Genomic DNA, 17,410 nt, shown 5'->3' with positions numbered 1-17,410 from the left:
TTCTATATTGGTAAAATAATTTTAAACTCCGTTCCTGTATTCTCTTTAGTTTCAACGCTCAGCTCTCCTCCATGGGCCGTTACAATATCATAGCTTAAAGATAAGCCTAGTCCTGTTCCCTGCCCGGTGGGTTTGGTTGTAAAAAAGGGTTGAAATATTTTATCAAGGACCTTTTCGGGAATACCATTTCCGTTATCAACAACCTTTATTTCAATATTTTTCCCTACTTTTTTGGTTCCAACAGTCACTGTCGGTTCATAATTTTCAATACCGGATTTCTTTTTTTCATCTACTGCATAAAAGGCATTCGTGATCAAGTTGAGCACCACCCTGCCAACATCCTGAGCAACTAATTTTATTTCGCCAATACGCTTATCGAAATCTGTTTTCATGGTAACATTAAACGATTTGTCCTTTGCTCTTAATCCGTGGTAGGCCAACCTCAAATATTCATCAGCCAGGGCATTGATATCAGTAAGTTCCTTTTCTCCATCGCTCCCCCTGCTATGATGCAACATTCCTTTCACTATAGAGTCCGCTCTTTTCCCATGATGGTTTATTTTTTCCAGATTCAGCTTTAGATCTTCCGATATACCTTTCACTTCTCCAAGATCCCCCTTCTCTATTTCTTCATTCAACTCATCCAAAAGTTCGTTACTGACTTCCGAAAAATTATTGACAAAGTTCAATGGATTCTGAATCTCATGAGCAATACCTGCGGTGAGCTCACCAAGCGAGGCCATTTTTTCTGATTGAATCAGTTGAGCCTGGGTGCTTTTGAGTTCTGCATAGGCTTTTTCAATTTCCCTGGCCTGAGCCAATTCTTTTTCCTGGGCATTTTGCCTCTCAATTCTCAACGTTCTTGCCTTCTGAAATTTATGAACCTGAAGCGCAATTAATCCTGCAAACAGAGCATAAACAACATAGGCCCACCAAGTAAACCACCACGGCGGAGCGATAATTATCCGGATACTAGCACCCTCTTCATTCCAGATGCCATCTGCATTGGAGCCCCTAACTCGAAACACATAATTTCCTGGAGATAAATTTGTATAAGACGCTTCCCTTTGTTTTGAGGGAGATGACCATTTATTGTCATAATTTTCCAGTTTCCAGGAATAGAGATTTTCTTCTGATCTTAGATAATGTAAGGCCACAAACTCAAAACTCAAATCCTTTTGCCAATGCTTCAATTTGATTTCAGTGGTATAAGAGACAGCTTCCTTAAAAATAGAACCATCCGGAGCTGAATATAACGAATCTAAAATTCCAACAGAAGTTATTAAAACAGCCGGCTGGGTTGAATCCTTTTTAAACAAATAATTTGGAACAATCCTGTTTAAGCCATTCGCACCACCAATCCAGATATCTCCGTTACTCGTTTTTACGGCAGGGTTCCACCTACCATTTTTTTGATATCCATCTTTCTCAAAGTAACTTGTATAAGTTTTAGACAAGGTGTCAAAAACCGACAAGCCCCTTTGTGTTGGAATCCATAACCGTCCCTGATCATCCATGACAGCATTATTGGCATCATTATGCAGCAGACCTTTTTCCTCACCAAATAGCTCTACATCATTCACTCCGGGACCCACCAGTGCTAATCCTCCTCCACTGTAGGCTATCACCCATACCCTTCCATTTCCTGCCTTTTCATGCAACTGAACACTAGGTAGATCAAATTCTCTATTGTTTCTAAAAAAAACATCTGACTCGCGATCATATAAACACAACCCTCCATCTGTTCCAACCCACATTCTGCTCATATCATCTTCATAGATACCTCGAATTTCATTATTTATTAAAGTTAAAGTATCGTTTGCACTGTATTGATAATTCTTAAATCTATTTTGTTCCTCCAAATATTTATAAAGTCCGAAATCATTATTTCCGGGATCTCCTAACCACATATCTCCTTCAGAATCTTTAAACAGATAACTGATTCTATCACTCATCAATCCATGTTCATCTTTGTTTCGAGGTTCGAATTTTGCTTCAATTGTGAACGATTCACTATTCAATACGTAAACCCCCCTATTTCTAATAGATGCCCAAATATTCCCAAGTCTGTCTTCACTAACCTGAACCTCATTTCTGTCAGAAACAGTTTCAAAAATCTTAATCCTGTCAAATACCTGTTTTTTTTCATTGAATAGGAAAAGGCCACTGTGCGAGTTTCCCACCCATATTCTACCTTTGGTATCCTCATGTATAGAGCTTATTGGACCCAAATCTTTTTTACGGCCATCGGAATCATTAAAGCAATACTGATGGAAATTATTATTTGGAAGTTTTAGAGCGATACCTGATTCCGTTCCGACCCAAAGCCTGTTCTTAGTATCTTCAACTAAATGGTATATTGTATCTGAAGGTATCCAGAATTCATCTTGTGCATTTTGAAGATATAAGTCTATCCTTCTTGCCTTTGGAGATTGTTTATAAAAATAAGGACGAGTAGCAAGCCATTTAAGGCCTGTTTTATCTTCAAGTACTTTGATAGGGTTACCTCTGGAAGGTAATTGATTTTTAAAATCAAAAAACTGATTATTATAGTATTTAAAAGAATGTGTTGAATGCTCATAATAAACAAAGGCATAGTCTCTTTCTTCGCAATAGGCTTGGAACCAAATTCCTTTTGAATCTTGAATAAGCGGAAATAATAACCAACAATTATCTATACCCTTTATGAAATCCAAGGATTCCTTACCCCAAGTATATTTTGAGACCTTTTGATTATAAGGATTTACCACCGTTATGTTCCCTCCATCCTGAAGTAACCAGAACTGACCTTCTGAATCCCCGAAAGCAAATATCAAAGGATCAGAAGACAGCAATTGACCATTCCCTACAATATTTGTATAACTCTTATTTGCTTCATTTTTTACGGGATCCCAAATATAAAATCCTTTGATTCCATTTAAAACAAAATGTTTTTTACCATTGACAATACCCTTCAGGGTATCCTTGACTCCCGTTCCGGGAATGACAGAACCTGTAGGGATAACTATTTCAAAAGTATCTTTTTCTCTATTAAACACTCTTAATTGACCCTTATCTTCAAGAAGCCAAATACTTTTATCTATATCAGCTTCTAAAATCCTAAAGTTTAATACTATTTCGTTATACTTGAATCCTTGAATTATGTATGGATAAGTCTTAATCGAATTCGTCTTTGTATTTATTCTTGCAACGACAGCTGTGTCTCCATCCAATGAGCGGCTCACGAACCAAATATTATCATTTGAATCCTCAAATTGCAATCTATTCATTTCAAAAGGGATTCCTGTTGGATCTTTAGAGTTCCGAAGAAAATTATTAAATCTTTCTGTTTTTGGATCATATGATGCTATGCCTCCTTGATGTAATCCTCCGAGCCATAGTTTTCCATCCCTGGATTTTATAATTCCTCCACCTAAATGTCTAAACTTAAGTTTGGTCGAATCATTAATGTTTCTATCTCCTCTTATCACCTTGATATCATAACCGTCAAATTTTACCAGTCCATTTTGCGTAGTGGCCCAAATAAAACCTTGATCATCCTGAATCATAGAAGTAACATATTCTTCGGGAAGTCCTTCTTCCACCCCATATTTTTCGAAAGCAATTTTCTCTTTTTGAGCCATTATGCCTATAGGGACCAATAAGAACACCACAAGAATGGTTAATGCTGATTTAAATGACTGTTCTTTCTGTCTCATTAATTTTCTTTTAGGTTCAGTTTAGATCGGTAAAATTATTTTTAATTCAGTTCCTTCTTTCTCGCTTGATTCAACCTTTAATTCTCCCCCGTGAGCTTTCACAATATCATAACTTAAAGACAGGCCCAAACCTGTTCCCTGTCCGGTGGGTTTCGTCGTAAAAAAGGGTTGAAATATTTTATCCTGCACTTTCTTTGGTATCCCATTTCCATTGTCTTTCACAACAATCTCAATAGCTTTACCCACCTTTTTAGTGCTTACTCTGACGATTGGGTCATATGGTTCAGCAGATGCTTTTTTCTTCTCAGAAACAGTATGAAATGCATTTGTAATCAGGTTAAGAATTACCCTGCCAATCTCCTGAGGAACAACTTTAATTTTCTCCAGATTTTCCTCTAAATCGGTTTCCATTCTCGAATTAAAAGATTTGTCCTTTGCTCTCAATCCGTGATAAGCCAGCCTTAAATATTCATCAGCCAGGGCATTGATATCAATGAGTTCCTTTTCTCCGCTGCTACTCCTGCTATGCTGAAGCATTCCCTTCACAATATCACTGGCCCGATGTCCATGATGATTTATCTTTTCCAGATTTTGCTCGATATCCTTCGTGATTTCCCGAACCTCTTCCAAATCTCCATTATCAAGTTCCTCTATCATTTCAGTCAAAAGTTCATGACTTACCTCCGAGAAATTATTGACAAAGTTCAATGGATTTTGGATCTCATGTGCAATTCCAGCAGTCAACTCACCTAAAGAGGCCATTTTTTCGGACTGAATCAACTGTGCTTGTGTCTGTTTAAGATCGACCAGTGTTTTTTCTATTTTTTTATTCGCCAACTCGAGTTTCTTAAAGTCATCATATCGGGAATAGGCTGTTGAAAAGGCGTCTGCAAGGTTATGTGCCAAATTTAATTCATCCTTGTTTAAAGGTACTTCACTCCCCACATACAACATCCCTTGCAGAAAAGGAAGGAAATGGAGATGTAAGTTTGTAGGTCGATTTTCTGTGGTATAATTTTCTTTGGATGATATAGCTCCTCGATTCATTAAAATTTTTGTCGATTCAATAAAGGCTGATTCATCCCAAAAATCTGTATACATTTCTTTCTTCCTCCAGTGAGGTAACAATTCAGTAAGAGGTTTTGTATCATCAAATGGCAGATCGAAAGAGGCGATAGCCTTTCCGTCAGGAGTAGATAAATACGTTTGAACCATTTGCTCTTCTTCGTTCATGATAAAAACGCCACATCGGATAAAAGGAACATTGAGAGTATTTAATTCATTCCAGATCAAAGGTGTTATCCTTTTCAGATCCTTTGTGGTCCGCATAGAGGCAATTTCTGCCCTGACCCTGTCAACTGAGGCATGTTTAATAGCCTCCCGTGCCTGTAATTCGGCTTTTTGCAGATCAAGGAAACGTGTGTAGGTTTGCTCAAAAACTTTTGCAAAGCGTAGCAATAGTTTCATCATTTCCTCGGGAATTGGCTCATGAGAGCTCAACATTAAGTAGCCATTTGAGAAAAAGGCCGAATGTTGTACCCTTCTTCCCCGGAACTGAGATGCATCTATTTCCATCTGAGTATCTTCTCTGACAAATTGCACCCATTCTTCTAATTCTTTTCCCTGAAGGTCTACCACGAATGACTCCTCCCCTTTTTTCCATGCCTTGTAAGTTTTAGACATACAAGTAGGTTCGTCAATTGAAAAATCATGTACATGATCTACAAGGATTCCGTTTTGGTCTGTAGCCCATAATTCAAACAATCTTTTGTCCTCGTTATAGATGGCAATACTAATACGATCAGGAATAACTCCCAAGAGATCAAATTGCTCAAACAAAACCTGTGCGGTCTCAGCGAGTTGTTTACTTTCATGCATTGCCATGGTACTCGCCCTGACTCTTTCAAGGGCCAGTTCTATCTGTGCCTCTTTTGACTGATTCTCCGCTTTTTGAAGATCCTGGAACCTTGTGTAGGTCTGTTCAAAAACATTGGTAAAACGCCTAAATATTTCATGGGCATCAGGGTCTTTTTCATATGTGATAAACAATAAAAAGCCTTTGCTGAATTTACAGAGATGATTGATCTGATAGGTTGGCAAAGAAAGGCCAGCATCATCCAGGTGCTGAAAGGTCTCCTTTAGTTCCGGTAAAGATCTCATATAATTATAATGCCTCTCCAATGCCTTGCCCTTTAATTCCTGAACAAAAAAAGTATCTTCACTTTTTAAGAATTTCCCCATGGCTTGAAATGAAGCCTCTTTAGTAAAATACAGAGGAAAAGGATCTTGCAACTCCCCTTCGCTGCTCATCCAGCACTCGCTTTGAGTTTTACGTTCATTAACAATATTATATCCGGCGCTCCATGCATTAATTCCTAAACCTTGTACTTCCAAAAACAATAAATTAGCCGCATCCTGGAGCTCTTGACTTGACTGCATAGCCATGGTTCGAGCTCTAACTTTTTCCAGCGCCGCTTCAATCTGTGCCTCACGCGCTTGTTTTTCCGCTTTTTTAAGGTCAAGAAAACGATTGTAATTTTGTTCAAAGACCTGGCTGAAACGCTTTAAAATTCCTTTGTTTTCTGTGGACAAGGGCTCCAGACCAGCCGTTTGTATCAATCCGTATTTATTAAAGGAACCCGAAAGGATAATCTGCTTAGGAGCCTTCATGGCATTCTTCACTTTTCTTGGCAATTTTTTGAAAAACCCTTCAACCAGAATTTCATCCCAGTTATCTTTGTTCTTTCCCTTTAGATCGTATTCCCATTCGGCCAACTGAAGTTTCCAGCTTTTGATGTAATTTTTATAAGCAGGATGATTATGATAAGGTACGTGATAATGATCCGCACGATCAGGGTCTTCTGAATTTGTCATCCATGCCACTGCAGATTCATCCTCTTTATTGAAAATCCATAAAAGACAACGGGTCAACTCCATATCAAGTCCTTGTAATTCCTTAAAAACCGTGATGATAAGATCACCAAGTTCATCTGAGTTCATCATGGTCATTGCTCTGTTCCTGACACGTTCCAGCGCAAGTTCTATTTGTGCCTCTCTGGATTGTTCCTCGGCTTTCTGAAGGTCCAAATACCTTCTGTACGTCTGACCAAAAACTGCTGCAAATCTGGATAGAATTCCAGATGATTCCTTTGTAATAGGATTCTCTGAAAAAGCAAATAGAATTCCTGAAGAATAAAAGTAACTTTGATGATATTCCTGTTCAGGAAGGGCTTCTAAATTTGCATTAAAAGGATATTCAGGTTCTTTGTTTAATGCCTCGTAATACTTTCTAACATCTTTTTTTGAATAGTAATACGAATATTCATCATCTCCTCTTTCCCAGGCTTTTTTAAGGCCTACCAGCATCGGATGAATTGTCATATTCAGCATTCCGACTCTCAGCTCTACTTTTCCGTCAGGGCTCGCGTTCACAGATCGGGTTTCCATTCTTTCATGACCTTCCAGAATTCCAAGCCCGCATCGCATGGAACTGTCAAGGCCCAAATTCAATACTTCTTCAAATAAGGTAATGACGATACCCTCCATGTCCTTGCTATTATGCATGGACATAGTCTTTGAGCGAACTCGTTCCAATGCTGCTTCGATCTGGGCCTCTCTTGTCTGAGCCTCTGCTTTTAGGAGATCAAGAAAACGAGTATAAGTTTGTTCAAACACCTTTCCAAATCGCTTAAAGATGTCCCAGGATTCAGGACAGGGTTCAAAAGTAATGAACATGAGACTGACCTCTTCACCAAACACATAATGGTTGAATTGACGAGATGGCAATGTCATTCCTGATTCCTTTATTTTCTCAAAATTTAGCCTGGCCATACCCGCCATGATCGCATAAATCTCTTCAAGATAAGTTCCTTCCAATTCAAAAACATGAAAATCTTCTCCACTGTTCCTGGCTTTGGCTAAATCAGCAAAAAATGGATGGGCCTTACAGTCAACTTCGTAGGGTTCAATAAAACCATATTTAAGACTGACCCTGTCAACAAAAGAATTATTATCCTTATTCCATATATTAAACCCGGTGGTCCAGGTCTCAATTCCTAATTCTTCGACTTGTTGAAATAACAATTCTGCCGTTTCACCCAGTTCTTCACTTTTTTGCATGGCCATAGTCCTTGCCCTTACGCGCTCTAAGGCCAATTCAATCTCAACTTCTCGAGCCTGTCTTTCTGCATTTTGCAAATCAAGAAATCTTCTGTGTGCAAGATCGAAAACGCTTGCAAAACGCTCCAAAATCTGAATGTCCTTCTCTGGAGGGTTCCTTACAACACCTGGTAAACTATACCCTATTTCACCGTGTGTGGTACGTGCCATGACAAAGGTTATCCCTCCAATATGCCTGATATCGTCCAGAGTTGGAGCATTAGGATCTACCTGCTGGAAATTTCCCAAAGTGATCATCTTATCAATATAATCCACTGCCTCTTCAACTTCTAAGGCTAAGATCATACTTGGTTCATCATTAGCTTCCCATTCATCCATTCCCTTATAATGGCTATGGAAATCTCTTGGTAATTCCATGATCATCCCTATCTTGCTGCCATCACCAGAAGTCATTGCTTTTTCAAACTTATCCGGGAGCCACATCATATGCCAGAAATAATCTGCCCTGTGACCAAGCTGAGTAAATTCTTCTCGCATCGAAACAACGATATCAAGTAAATCCGAAGACTTCTTCATAGCGGTTACCTGAGAACGAATCCTTTCAAGGGCCGATTCAATTTCAAGTTTTCGATTCTTTTCTTCAAGTTCAAGGGTTCTTCTTTTTATCGCTTCTCTTAACTCCTGATTTTCGGCATTCACTTTATCATAGCCAATGGTTTCCCCTTCATCCGTTTTAGAATCGGTAGTTGAAAAATGCTGGTAGATAAAGCGCCATCCCTCTTTCTTTTCCTGAAGTGTAGAAGTGAATCTGAACCTTCCGTAATAGGTCCAGTCCTTATGATTCAAAAACCAGGCATCAAAAACATGGGTAAGAATGACGAGTTCTCCAAACTTCTCAACGATTCTCTTCTCATTTCTCAAATCTGTTTTACCCGAAAACTGATGGGCCGTCTTACGGAAGAAATCCGTGGCATCTTTTCGGTTTAAAAATTCTTCGTTATTGGTAGAACCGATGAAATGATAGCTGTCATCCAAAAAGGAATCATAAGTTTCTATATCCCCGTTCAAATAACTGTGAAGCCAGGTATCGTATACCTTGAAAATTTCTTTCTCTTGTGAGGGGGTAGGTTTCATGTTGATTTCTTGGTAAAAAGGATATTTCTGAAAATGATGAATAAAAATTCTTATTCAATACTCCTCAAAAAGATTTCTTTATAACAATCTCACTACCAATATCGGAAATAAATTCCAAAGTTCCGTTAAACTCTCTTGTGAGCAACATTTTTAACGTTTTATGGATCTTTCAATCTTCGAAAGAATGAACCCATAAAATTCACTCGATAACAAAAACATGGTTTTTGAAAAGTATTCTGATAGCTACGTCCTTGTTTAGTGGTTTTGTAACATAAAAATTGATATACTTATTATGGACTTCAATTCTCAAGTCGGTTTTAATTGTAATTGATCAGGGTTTCGTAGTCACATTTTCATCCAACAAAAAGTCAGTTCTAAAATAGATAATTTATGGATTAAAATGGAAATCACAGATACGGTAAATCCATAACTCCGCATCCTAAATAATCTGGATTGATGAGATGGTCATTGTTTAAAATTTTCTGTTTTCAATTGGCATTAATGTGGCCTGGAGTTGGAAAGATCTATGCTCAAATCGAATCAACCCATAAGGATATTCAATTTTACGAGCCTTCAAATGAAGTGAAGACTAATTTTTTAAAAGATCTTTTAAAATCCAAGAATCAAAACAAACAGGACAGCCTCAGACAAATTCCTGAACTGAATCTTGGAGGTGCACTCAGGCTGAATTATGCTTATAAAGATTACGACGACGAGAATAAAGACAGGTTGGGGGATTTTGGTTTTGAAATGTTCAGGATTGACGCAGACATAACGTATAAGGATATTTTTTTTCTTGTAGAATTTCGCTGGTATACTGATTTCAATGCGATTCGTCAGGGTTACTTTGGTTATCATGTTACGGATAACACTTCTTTTCAAATTGGTATACACCAGGTTCCCTTTGGAATGTTGCCTTATGCCTCGCATAGCTTTTGGTTTAATGCAACCTACTACCTGGGCTTTGAAGATGACTATGACACAGGTGTTAAATTGATTCATGACAATGAAAAATGGAACCTACAGGCCGCATTTTACAAGAATCCCGAATACACGGATTCCGAGCGCTATGGAAGGTACTCCTTTGACCTGGTCACCGATGAGGTTCAAACAAATGAAGAAATCAATCAGTTTAATCTAAGAGCAGTTTATAAATGGCGTCTGAATAATCATTTTTTAATGAATCTGGGCGCTTCGGCAGAAACAGGACAGATCTATAATAAAACAACAGAAAAAAAAGGCAATCGACGTGCATTTTCTTTTCATAGCAACATGTTCTATAAAAAATGGAATTTTCAGTTGCAATGGATCAATTATGAATTCAATCCCAAAAATCCAGAGGGCATAAGTGAGAAAACGGTACAATTTGGCGCCTTTATGTTTCCTTTTCTCGTAAGCTCAAAAGCCAATGTCTATTCATTTAATATTGCCAAACAGATTGATATAAAAGGAAAATACCTCGACAATATGAAACTATATCTCGATACAAGTATGGTTCAGCCAAAAAGAGATTTTGGTAGTGCATCGAAGCAAATCGTTGTTGGAACCACATTAATAAAAAGAGGTCTTTATGCCTATTTTGACTACATCTTTGGCCAAAATATGTGGTTTTCAGGAGGTCCCGGTATTGGATTATCACATCCTGAGGATCAGAACTGGAATTCGAGGTTGAACATAAATTTAGGATACTATTTCTGATGGGTTTAAAACGAAACTAATGATGACAGAGATGAAACTTTTAAGAACATTGAGAATTGATTTTTTTTCAATCTTTCTGATCATCTTTTTGGTCACAGGATCTTGGGCACAAAAAAATTTTCTCGAATTGACCGATGAGGAGTTATCATGGATTGAGGCTCATCCAACCGTTTATGTGGCCAATGAAACAGATTGGCCTCCGTTTGATTTTATAGCTCAGGGACAGCCTGCCGGTTATTCAATCGATCTGATCTCATTGATCGGTCAAAAAGCGGGAATGAATGTTGAATTCGTCACGGATACATGGAACAATTTACTCGAACGATTTAAAAGAGATGAAGTTCAAGTTCTTCCTGCTGTTTTTAAAGATGATGAACGTAGTGAATACATGATCTTTACCTCAAGTTATTACATACAACCTTCAATTTTAGTAACTAACATCAATGATACGATTAACTCAATCCATGATCTTACAAATAAGAATATTGCAGTTATTAAAGGATTCGCTATCACTACTGAGCTCGAAAGTAATTATCCCGAGATCAATGCTGTTCAGGTAAAATCTGTAAAAGATGGCCTTCTTAAGGTTTCAACCGGTGAGCTGGATGGATTCGTGGAAAGTATCGGTGTGGTTTCCTACTATCTTGAAGAAAACTATATACCAAACCTAAAAATATCCACCGATGTTCCGTTGGAGAAGATGGAATCTCCTCCATTATACATAGCTGTCCACCAGAAAAACACTATTCTACACGGTATACTTCAAAAAGGACTTGAAAGCATCTCTCAGGATGAAATGAAAGCCTTAAGAGAAAAATGGATAACTTCTGAATCAATGGATGAGGATGAATCTTTTAACTTTTCATATCTCATTTTTAAAAGTATCGCCGTTATTGCACTTTTGTTTATAATCGGGCACTATTCTATTAAGTATTTTTTCAAAAAAGTTGTCAAGGAAGAGATCGTCCTCGAAATAGGTTCTAGAAGATTTCGAATTATTACAATAATCGGAACTCTTATCATATTACTTGTTATCTCCTTTTTTGGTTACATGGCTATGGAACATAACAAGAATAAAATTCTTAATGATTTAGAAATAAACCTTGAAACTACACTTGAAAATACTCATGAAAGATTAAAGCTCTGGATTGATCATCACAAACTAATTGTTCAGGAGTTTGGCCGAGATCCGATTCTTGTGAAAGCTACTAATGAAATTTTGAGTATTCCCTTAGATAAGAAGTCATTAATTAGCTCAGAAGCACTTAAAAACCTCAGGAATTTTTATGTAGTTCATAAGGATGAACTTCAGAGCGTTGGATTTTTCATTATTGATAATAATTACATGAATCTTGCTTCATCAAGGGATGAAAATATTGGAGTGGAAAATTTAATCTATAAACAAAGGCCCGAACTTTTGGAAATGGTATTTGAGGGTAATTCTGTTTTTGTTCCACCGGTAGAGTCTGATGTGTATTTGAATGGAAACATCAGAAAAGAAATCAAACCAGCAAGTATCTTTTTCGTTTCTCCTGTAGAAAATGCTGAGGGAAAAATATTGGCTGCTTTAGCAATTAGACTAGATCCGTCAAAAGGGTTTTCAAAAGTCATGCAACTTACCAGAATCGGTAAAACTGGTGAATGTTATGTTTTCGGGGAAAAAGGAAGACTTTTGTCTGAGAGCAGGTTCAAAACTGATTTAAGAAATTTAGGTTTGATTTCCTATGACGAAGGGGATATACTGCAATTGGAAATCAGAAACCCCGGGGGGGATATGACGACAGGCTTTATTCCCGAATTACAGAGAAGCGATCAACCTTTAACCTTAATGGCCGCTGACGCCATAAAAGGGAGATCGGGAACTAATATGACCGGTTATAGAGATTATCGGGGTGTAATGGTTTATGGGTCCTGGCTTTGGGATAAAAAAATGAGTATGGGTATGGCCTCAGAAATAGATATGACGGAAGGTAATTCTACCTATACCACAATGCGGTTCACTGTACTTGGGGTCTTTGGCGGAGTCATAATTCTTATGATACTGGCCATTCTTTTTTCGCTTGAATTAGGTGAAAAGGCAAATTTAGCGTTGATCAATGCTAAAGATGAACTTGAAGACCGGGTTATTTCGAGAACCAAAGAATTGAACAAGGAAAAAGCTTTTTTAAAAATCCTGATCAATGCCATACCGGACATTATTTTTTATAAAGACACCAGCAAAAGGTACCTAGGCGCAAATTTGGCTTTTGAAAGGCATATGGGAATGAACATTCACGATCTGACAGGGAAAACGGATTTACAGATTCTTGAAAAAGAACGAGCCGAAAAACATTTGAATTCAGATGAAGTGGTTTTGAAAAAAGGAACTTCCGAGCTTTTCGAGTCTGTAACGATACTGCCCAATGGGAAACGAATTGTTGTTGAAACTTTAAAAACGCCCTATTTTTCAGAAGATGGGCAGTTAGCAGGGTTGATTGGAATTGGCCGTGATATTACAGAAAGAAAAGAAACAGAAGAAAAGATCAGAGCCTCTGAAAACAGATTTCGCTCGATCACTTCCACAGCAATTGATGCGATCATCTCCGCCAATAGGCACGGAATAATAGAATCATGGAATCCTGCAGCCACGAGGATCTTTGGATACACTGAAGAGGAAGCTTTGGGTCAAAATCTCGATATAATCATTCCCGAAAAGTATCATAAAGGTCATCATGAAGGGATGAAGCGCGTATTGAGCGGAGGAGAAAAAAGAGCAATAGGTCACATCGTTGAGATGGAGGGTAAGAAAAAGGATAATACTATTTTTCCCGTAACTCTTGCTCTTTCGATGTGGGAAGGCATTCATCAAATGAATTTCAGCGGCATCATTCGGGATATTACCAAAAGAAAGAAAAATGAAGCCTTAATGATGCAGGCGAACAAGCGAATGGAAGGTGAATTAAATGTTGGCAAGGATATTCAAATGAGTATGCTTCCTTTGACTTTTCCTGCGTTTCCCAACAGAAAGGAAATTGACATCTTTGCGCATTTAATCCCTGCTCGCGAAGTTGGAGGAGACTTTTATGATTTTAATTTTTTGGATGAAAATCATATTTGCTTTGCTGTTGGTGATGTTTCGGGGAAAGGAGTTCCTGCTGCATTGGAAATGGCCGTGGCAAAGACTCTGTTAAAATCAAACGCCGCAAATGACAGATCAACGGCCAGTATACTCACACAGGTAAATAATGAAATAGCAAAAGATAATGAGGCTTACATGTTTATTACGGTTTTTATAGCTATTCTAAATACAGATAATGGTAAACTCGTCTATTCAAATGCCGGTCATAATCCATCCTATATTATCGGTAAAAACCGTGATATTACCATATTGGACGAGCTACATGGGCCTGTGATAGGTGCTTTGGAGGAAATGACCTATAATGAAAGTACATTATATCTTGAAAAAGATGATATCGTCCTTGCCTATACAGATGGTGTTTCAGAGGCCCAGAATATAAATGAGGAATTTTATACCGTTTCCAGATTGACCAACTTAATAAAGACAGGTGAGTACGACTCAACGCGAAGTCTTATCGACCTGATTGTAGAAAATGTTAAACAATTTGAAGATGGAACAGAACAGTTCGATGACATAACAGTTCTTGCCATTCAATACCTTCAGGACAAAGAAAGAGATTCCAGTGAACATACTGCAATTAAAATTTTTAATAAAATTAGTGAAATGCCAAAGGTAATAGCTCATTTTGAAGCATTTGCGTCACACAATGATCTCACACCAAAAGCCATACAAAAATTTAATATCGTACTGGATGAGCTATTAAATAATATCATTTCTTACGCATACAACGACTATGAAGAACATATCATTAAGATAAAATTTCAGCTCAAGTATTTACGATTGATCATTACCATAGAAGATGACGGAATTCCGTTCAATCCTTTTAGAAACGAAGCTCCTGACATTAAACTATCTATATCCGAACGGAATATTGGAGGTTTGGGAGTTCATATAGTCAAAAATCTTGTAGATGAATATCATTACATTAGACAGTCTAACAAGAACATTATAAATTTAATCAAGTACAATGTTAATACCAATTCAATATGAGTTTAGAAATCAAATTGAAAGAAATACAGGATAAGATCGTCATTGCCTTTATTGGAACTCTTGATACCAATACTTCCCCTGTGGCGGAGGATGCAATTCTTGAATTACTGGATAAAGGAACAAAAAAAATGTTGATTGATCTCGAACAAACCAGGTACGTAAGTAGTGCCGGACTCAGAGTCTTTTTGGCAACGGCTAAGAGGATCATGGCCAATTCTGGCACTTTGACTCTGTGCCACCCTAATGAAATAGTAAAAGACATCCTCACGGTTTCAGGATTTAATACCATCATTGATGTGAGTCCAACCGTAAAGGATGCTTTGAACGATCACTAACTTTGGATCAGCAAAACATTGAAGTCCTTATTTTAAATATTCATGTTTGACCCAGTCAACTTCCATTACCCATTCCCCTTCCATAGCTGAGTCCGTAATTTTTGCATAATTTAAAATGGCAAACATGGGTTCCGGATACTTATCGCCTTCACCAACATTACGGTAAACTTCTTTACCATCCAAAAGATAAACAAGATCGCTTCCTTCCCACTCCACTGCGTATTCATGATATTCGTCCAAAGTTGTCTCAACGCCTGATCGCAACGACCACCAATCCCCTTTGTCACATTCTCCCAGATTTTTGATCGCCCCGGTAGTATAATGATTCTTGTCTCCATCTCCATGATGCTCAAAAATATCGATTTCACCTGATCCTGTCATTGGCCAGCAAATATTTTCATTTTCCTCCTGAACAGGTGATTCGTTGTTCTGAGCTCCAAGGATCCACCAGGCGGGAAACATACTTGGTTCGCTCTTACCAACTAAACGCAGTCTTGCAGTCCATCTTCCCTTGATAAATTCCTTTCTGTTTTTGGAGGCGATTCGCCCTGCTACATACTGGGTATCATCCTGTTGTTTACCAAATTTATCAAGGTTATCACATGGACGTTTTTCACCTATATTAATCACTTTGATTTTTAAGGTACCGTTACTGACTTCCCTGGTTCCGAATTCACCATCAGGCACATAACATTGTTTTTCATTGTTTACCCAGATTCTTTGATCCTGCCAGTTATCTGTATTGAAAGTCTCAAAATCATCAAAAAAATCAACTTCCCACACTGCAGGTTCCGTTTCGGATAATTTCTCATCTTTGTTATTTATTTCGAGCCCCATTGCCAAAAGGACAAATGCTATCGCGATCGTTAAAAAGTATTTCATTGCTTATGTTATAATTGATTACTATTGATTTTTTTGGACGATAAATCTTGTTTGAACCCTGTTGATTTTACAAATCAAAACAGGCTATGAAACATAAAGCGTAAAGATAAAAAACCTGTCACGCTCACAAAAGTAGAATCGTTTTAAATTAGGATATTTTTCATCTTTTAATCCAATAAAAAAGCACCTGTTTTTACAAGTGCCTTTTTTGATTGCAATAACTGAAAATGTCAAATTTTCAATTCAAATTTGAAGAAGCAAAAGTCAGAGATCTTTCAAGTCTTGAAAACATCTTATCAAAATGCCCTCCCTCAAAAGTTTCATAGTTATAATCTACTCCGGCAACATCTAATTTGGCAACAAAAGCCTCAACCATAGCAGTCATTTGAAGTTCATCGAGGGTGCCACAATCCAAATAAACACCGTTCAAAGAATTTATTCCATCAAGATAATCATCCAGCAAATTAAATGCACAGTTTTTTAACCAGCGCTCTCTCACTGCAGGGACTACATCTCCTGATGGATATTCAAATGGAAAATCAACCATAAAGGGAGGATTACCTATATTGGGTGACCAGGCAGAACTCATCGCATAGGCTGCACTGGTAAAGAATTTGTTGGGATCCGGGCCCTTTAAGCCGTCAGGGTTTTCAGCTATAATCAAAGCCCCCATCCCAAAAAATCCATCCAGATACAAGGCTCCGCTATGACCTGCAACAACACTAAAGACATCTGAATGCTTCATACCTAATTTCACCGCGCCATATCCTCCCTGTGAGAACCCGATTAGGGCTCTTCCGTCTTTATTGGATACTGTTCTGTAATTTGCATCAATGTAATTAACTACATCTTTTACGATAAAATCTTCAAACCCTCCATTTAGAATTGAATTCGAATAAAAACTAAAACCATAGGCACTACCTGCATCGGGCATGACTAGAATGGAGGATTTCATTTTGCCACTCAAAATCAAACCGTCAACCCAGGATCTGAATCCTTCATCAGGAAAATCGGGATAAATCTGGAACGGGCTGTTGCCACCAATATACGGGTCCCATTCCGTAATGTCAGTAAATGACTCGCTGGTAAATGGAAGACCATGTAGTAAATAGATAACCGGGTATTTTTTTGAAGGATTATTCTCATAACCTCGGGGTAAGTAAATTTGAATCTTTCTTAAATCAGTGTTTCCAATCGGGTTATCCTTCAGGGACAAACTCGTAAACTCTCTAAATTCCAGTTTACTTTCAGATATAGGTTCATTTTCATCATCCTGGCATGTCCACAGGAACAACACAACGGTAATTATTCCTGCAATGTTTAAAAGACTTTTCATATTAATCTGTTTATAGTTAGATAATAAAATTAACTACAGTAAGATTTATAAGAAATGATACGAATCAAGGAAGTAAATGATTCTAATCATCAAAGCTTTT

7 protein-coding genes are annotated in these 17,410 nt (G+C 37.7%); 3 read left to right on the top strand and 4 right to left on the bottom strand.

Annotated elements, in window-relative coordinates:
• Positions 1–2 precede the first annotated feature (2 nt).
• Both LCM02_RS00285 and LCM02_RS00280 read right to left on the bottom strand, forming a co-directional pair.
• Entirely contained in the window at positions 3–3,698 is a 3,696-nt protein-coding gene (locus LCM02_RS00285; RefSeq protein WP_224926307.1) for a sensor histidine kinase, read from the bottom strand.
• A gap of 21 nt (positions 3,699–3,719) precedes the next feature.
• Positions 3,720–8,951 (bottom strand): ATP-binding protein, encoded by a 5,232-nt coding sequence (locus LCM02_RS00280; RefSeq protein ID WP_224926306.1) that lies wholly within the window; start codon positions 8,949–8,951, stop codon positions 3,720–3,722.
• Positions 8,952–9,407: 456 nt separating this feature from the next.
• Between LCM02_RS00280 and LCM02_RS00275 the strand changes: the two genes are divergently transcribed.
• From LCM02_RS00275 to LCM02_RS00265, 3 genes are read left to right on the top strand one after another with little or no spacing between them, the layout of a single operon-like run.
• Positions 9,408–10,649 (top strand): OprO/OprP family phosphate-selective porin, encoded by a 1,242-nt coding sequence (locus tag LCM02_RS00275; protein WP_224926305.1) that lies wholly within the window; start codon positions 9,408–9,410, stop codon positions 10,647–10,649.
• Between the two features lie 19 nt (positions 10,650–10,668).
• The gene (locus LCM02_RS00270) at positions 10,669–14,757 is read left to right on the top strand and encodes a SpoIIE family protein phosphatase (protein WP_224926304.1); all 4,089 of its coding nucleotides are present in this window, start codon (positions 10,669–10,671) and stop codon (positions 14,755–14,757) included.
• Positions 14,754–15,092 (top strand): STAS domain-containing protein, encoded by a 339-nt coding sequence (locus LCM02_RS00265; RefSeq protein WP_224926303.1) that lies wholly within the window; start codon positions 14,754–14,756, stop codon positions 15,090–15,092. Before LCM02_RS00270 ends, LCM02_RS00265 begins: the two co-directional genes overlap by 4 nt.
• Positions 15,093–15,119: 27 nt before the next feature.
• Here LCM02_RS00265 and LCM02_RS00260 read toward each other — a convergent pair whose 3' ends face one another.
• Positions 15,120–15,974, bottom strand: a complete 855-nt coding sequence (locus LCM02_RS00260) for a glycoside hydrolase family 16 protein (protein WP_224926302.1) — start codon at positions 15,972–15,974, stop codon at positions 15,120–15,122.
• Between the two features lie 238 nt (positions 15,975–16,212).
• Positions 16,213–17,310, bottom strand: coding sequence for an alpha/beta hydrolase (locus LCM02_RS00255; protein WP_224926301.1), 1,098 nt, complete (start codon positions 17,308–17,310; stop codon positions 16,213–16,215).
• Positions 17,311–17,410 lie beyond the last annotated feature (100 nt).

The organism is Lutimonas saemankumensis (assembly GCF_020171465.1).
Taxonomy (GTDB): domain Bacteria; phylum Bacteroidota; class Bacteroidia; order Flavobacteriales; family Flavobacteriaceae; genus Lutimonas; species Lutimonas saemankumensis.
This window is presented reverse-complemented; position numbering and strand designations above follow the sequence as displayed.

Coding starts and splice junctions, on each gene's coding strand:
- LCM02_RS00260 (WP_224926302.1), bottom strand. CDS start 15,974: ATGAAATACTTTTTAACGATCGCGATAGCATTTGTCCTTTTGGCAATG.
- LCM02_RS00270 (WP_224926304.1), top strand. CDS start 10,669: ATGATGACAGAGATGAAACTTTTAAGAACATTGAGAATTGATTTTTTT.
- LCM02_RS00255 (WP_224926301.1), bottom strand. CDS start 17,310: ATGAAAAGTCTTTTAAACATTGCAGGAATAATTACCGTTGTGTTGTTC.
- LCM02_RS00280 (WP_224926306.1), bottom strand. CDS start 8,951: ATGAAACCTACCCCCTCACAAGAGAAAGAAATTTTCAAGGTATACGAT.
- LCM02_RS00265 (WP_224926303.1), top strand. CDS start 14,754: ATGAGTTTAGAAATCAAATTGAAAGAAATACAGGATAAGATCGTCATT.
- LCM02_RS00285 (WP_224926307.1), bottom strand. CDS start 3,698: ATGAGACAGAAAGAACAGTCATTTAAATCAGCATTAACCATTCTTGTG.
- LCM02_RS00275 (WP_224926305.1), top strand. CDS start 9,408: ATGAGATGGTCATTGTTTAAAATTTTCTGTTTTCAATTGGCATTAATG.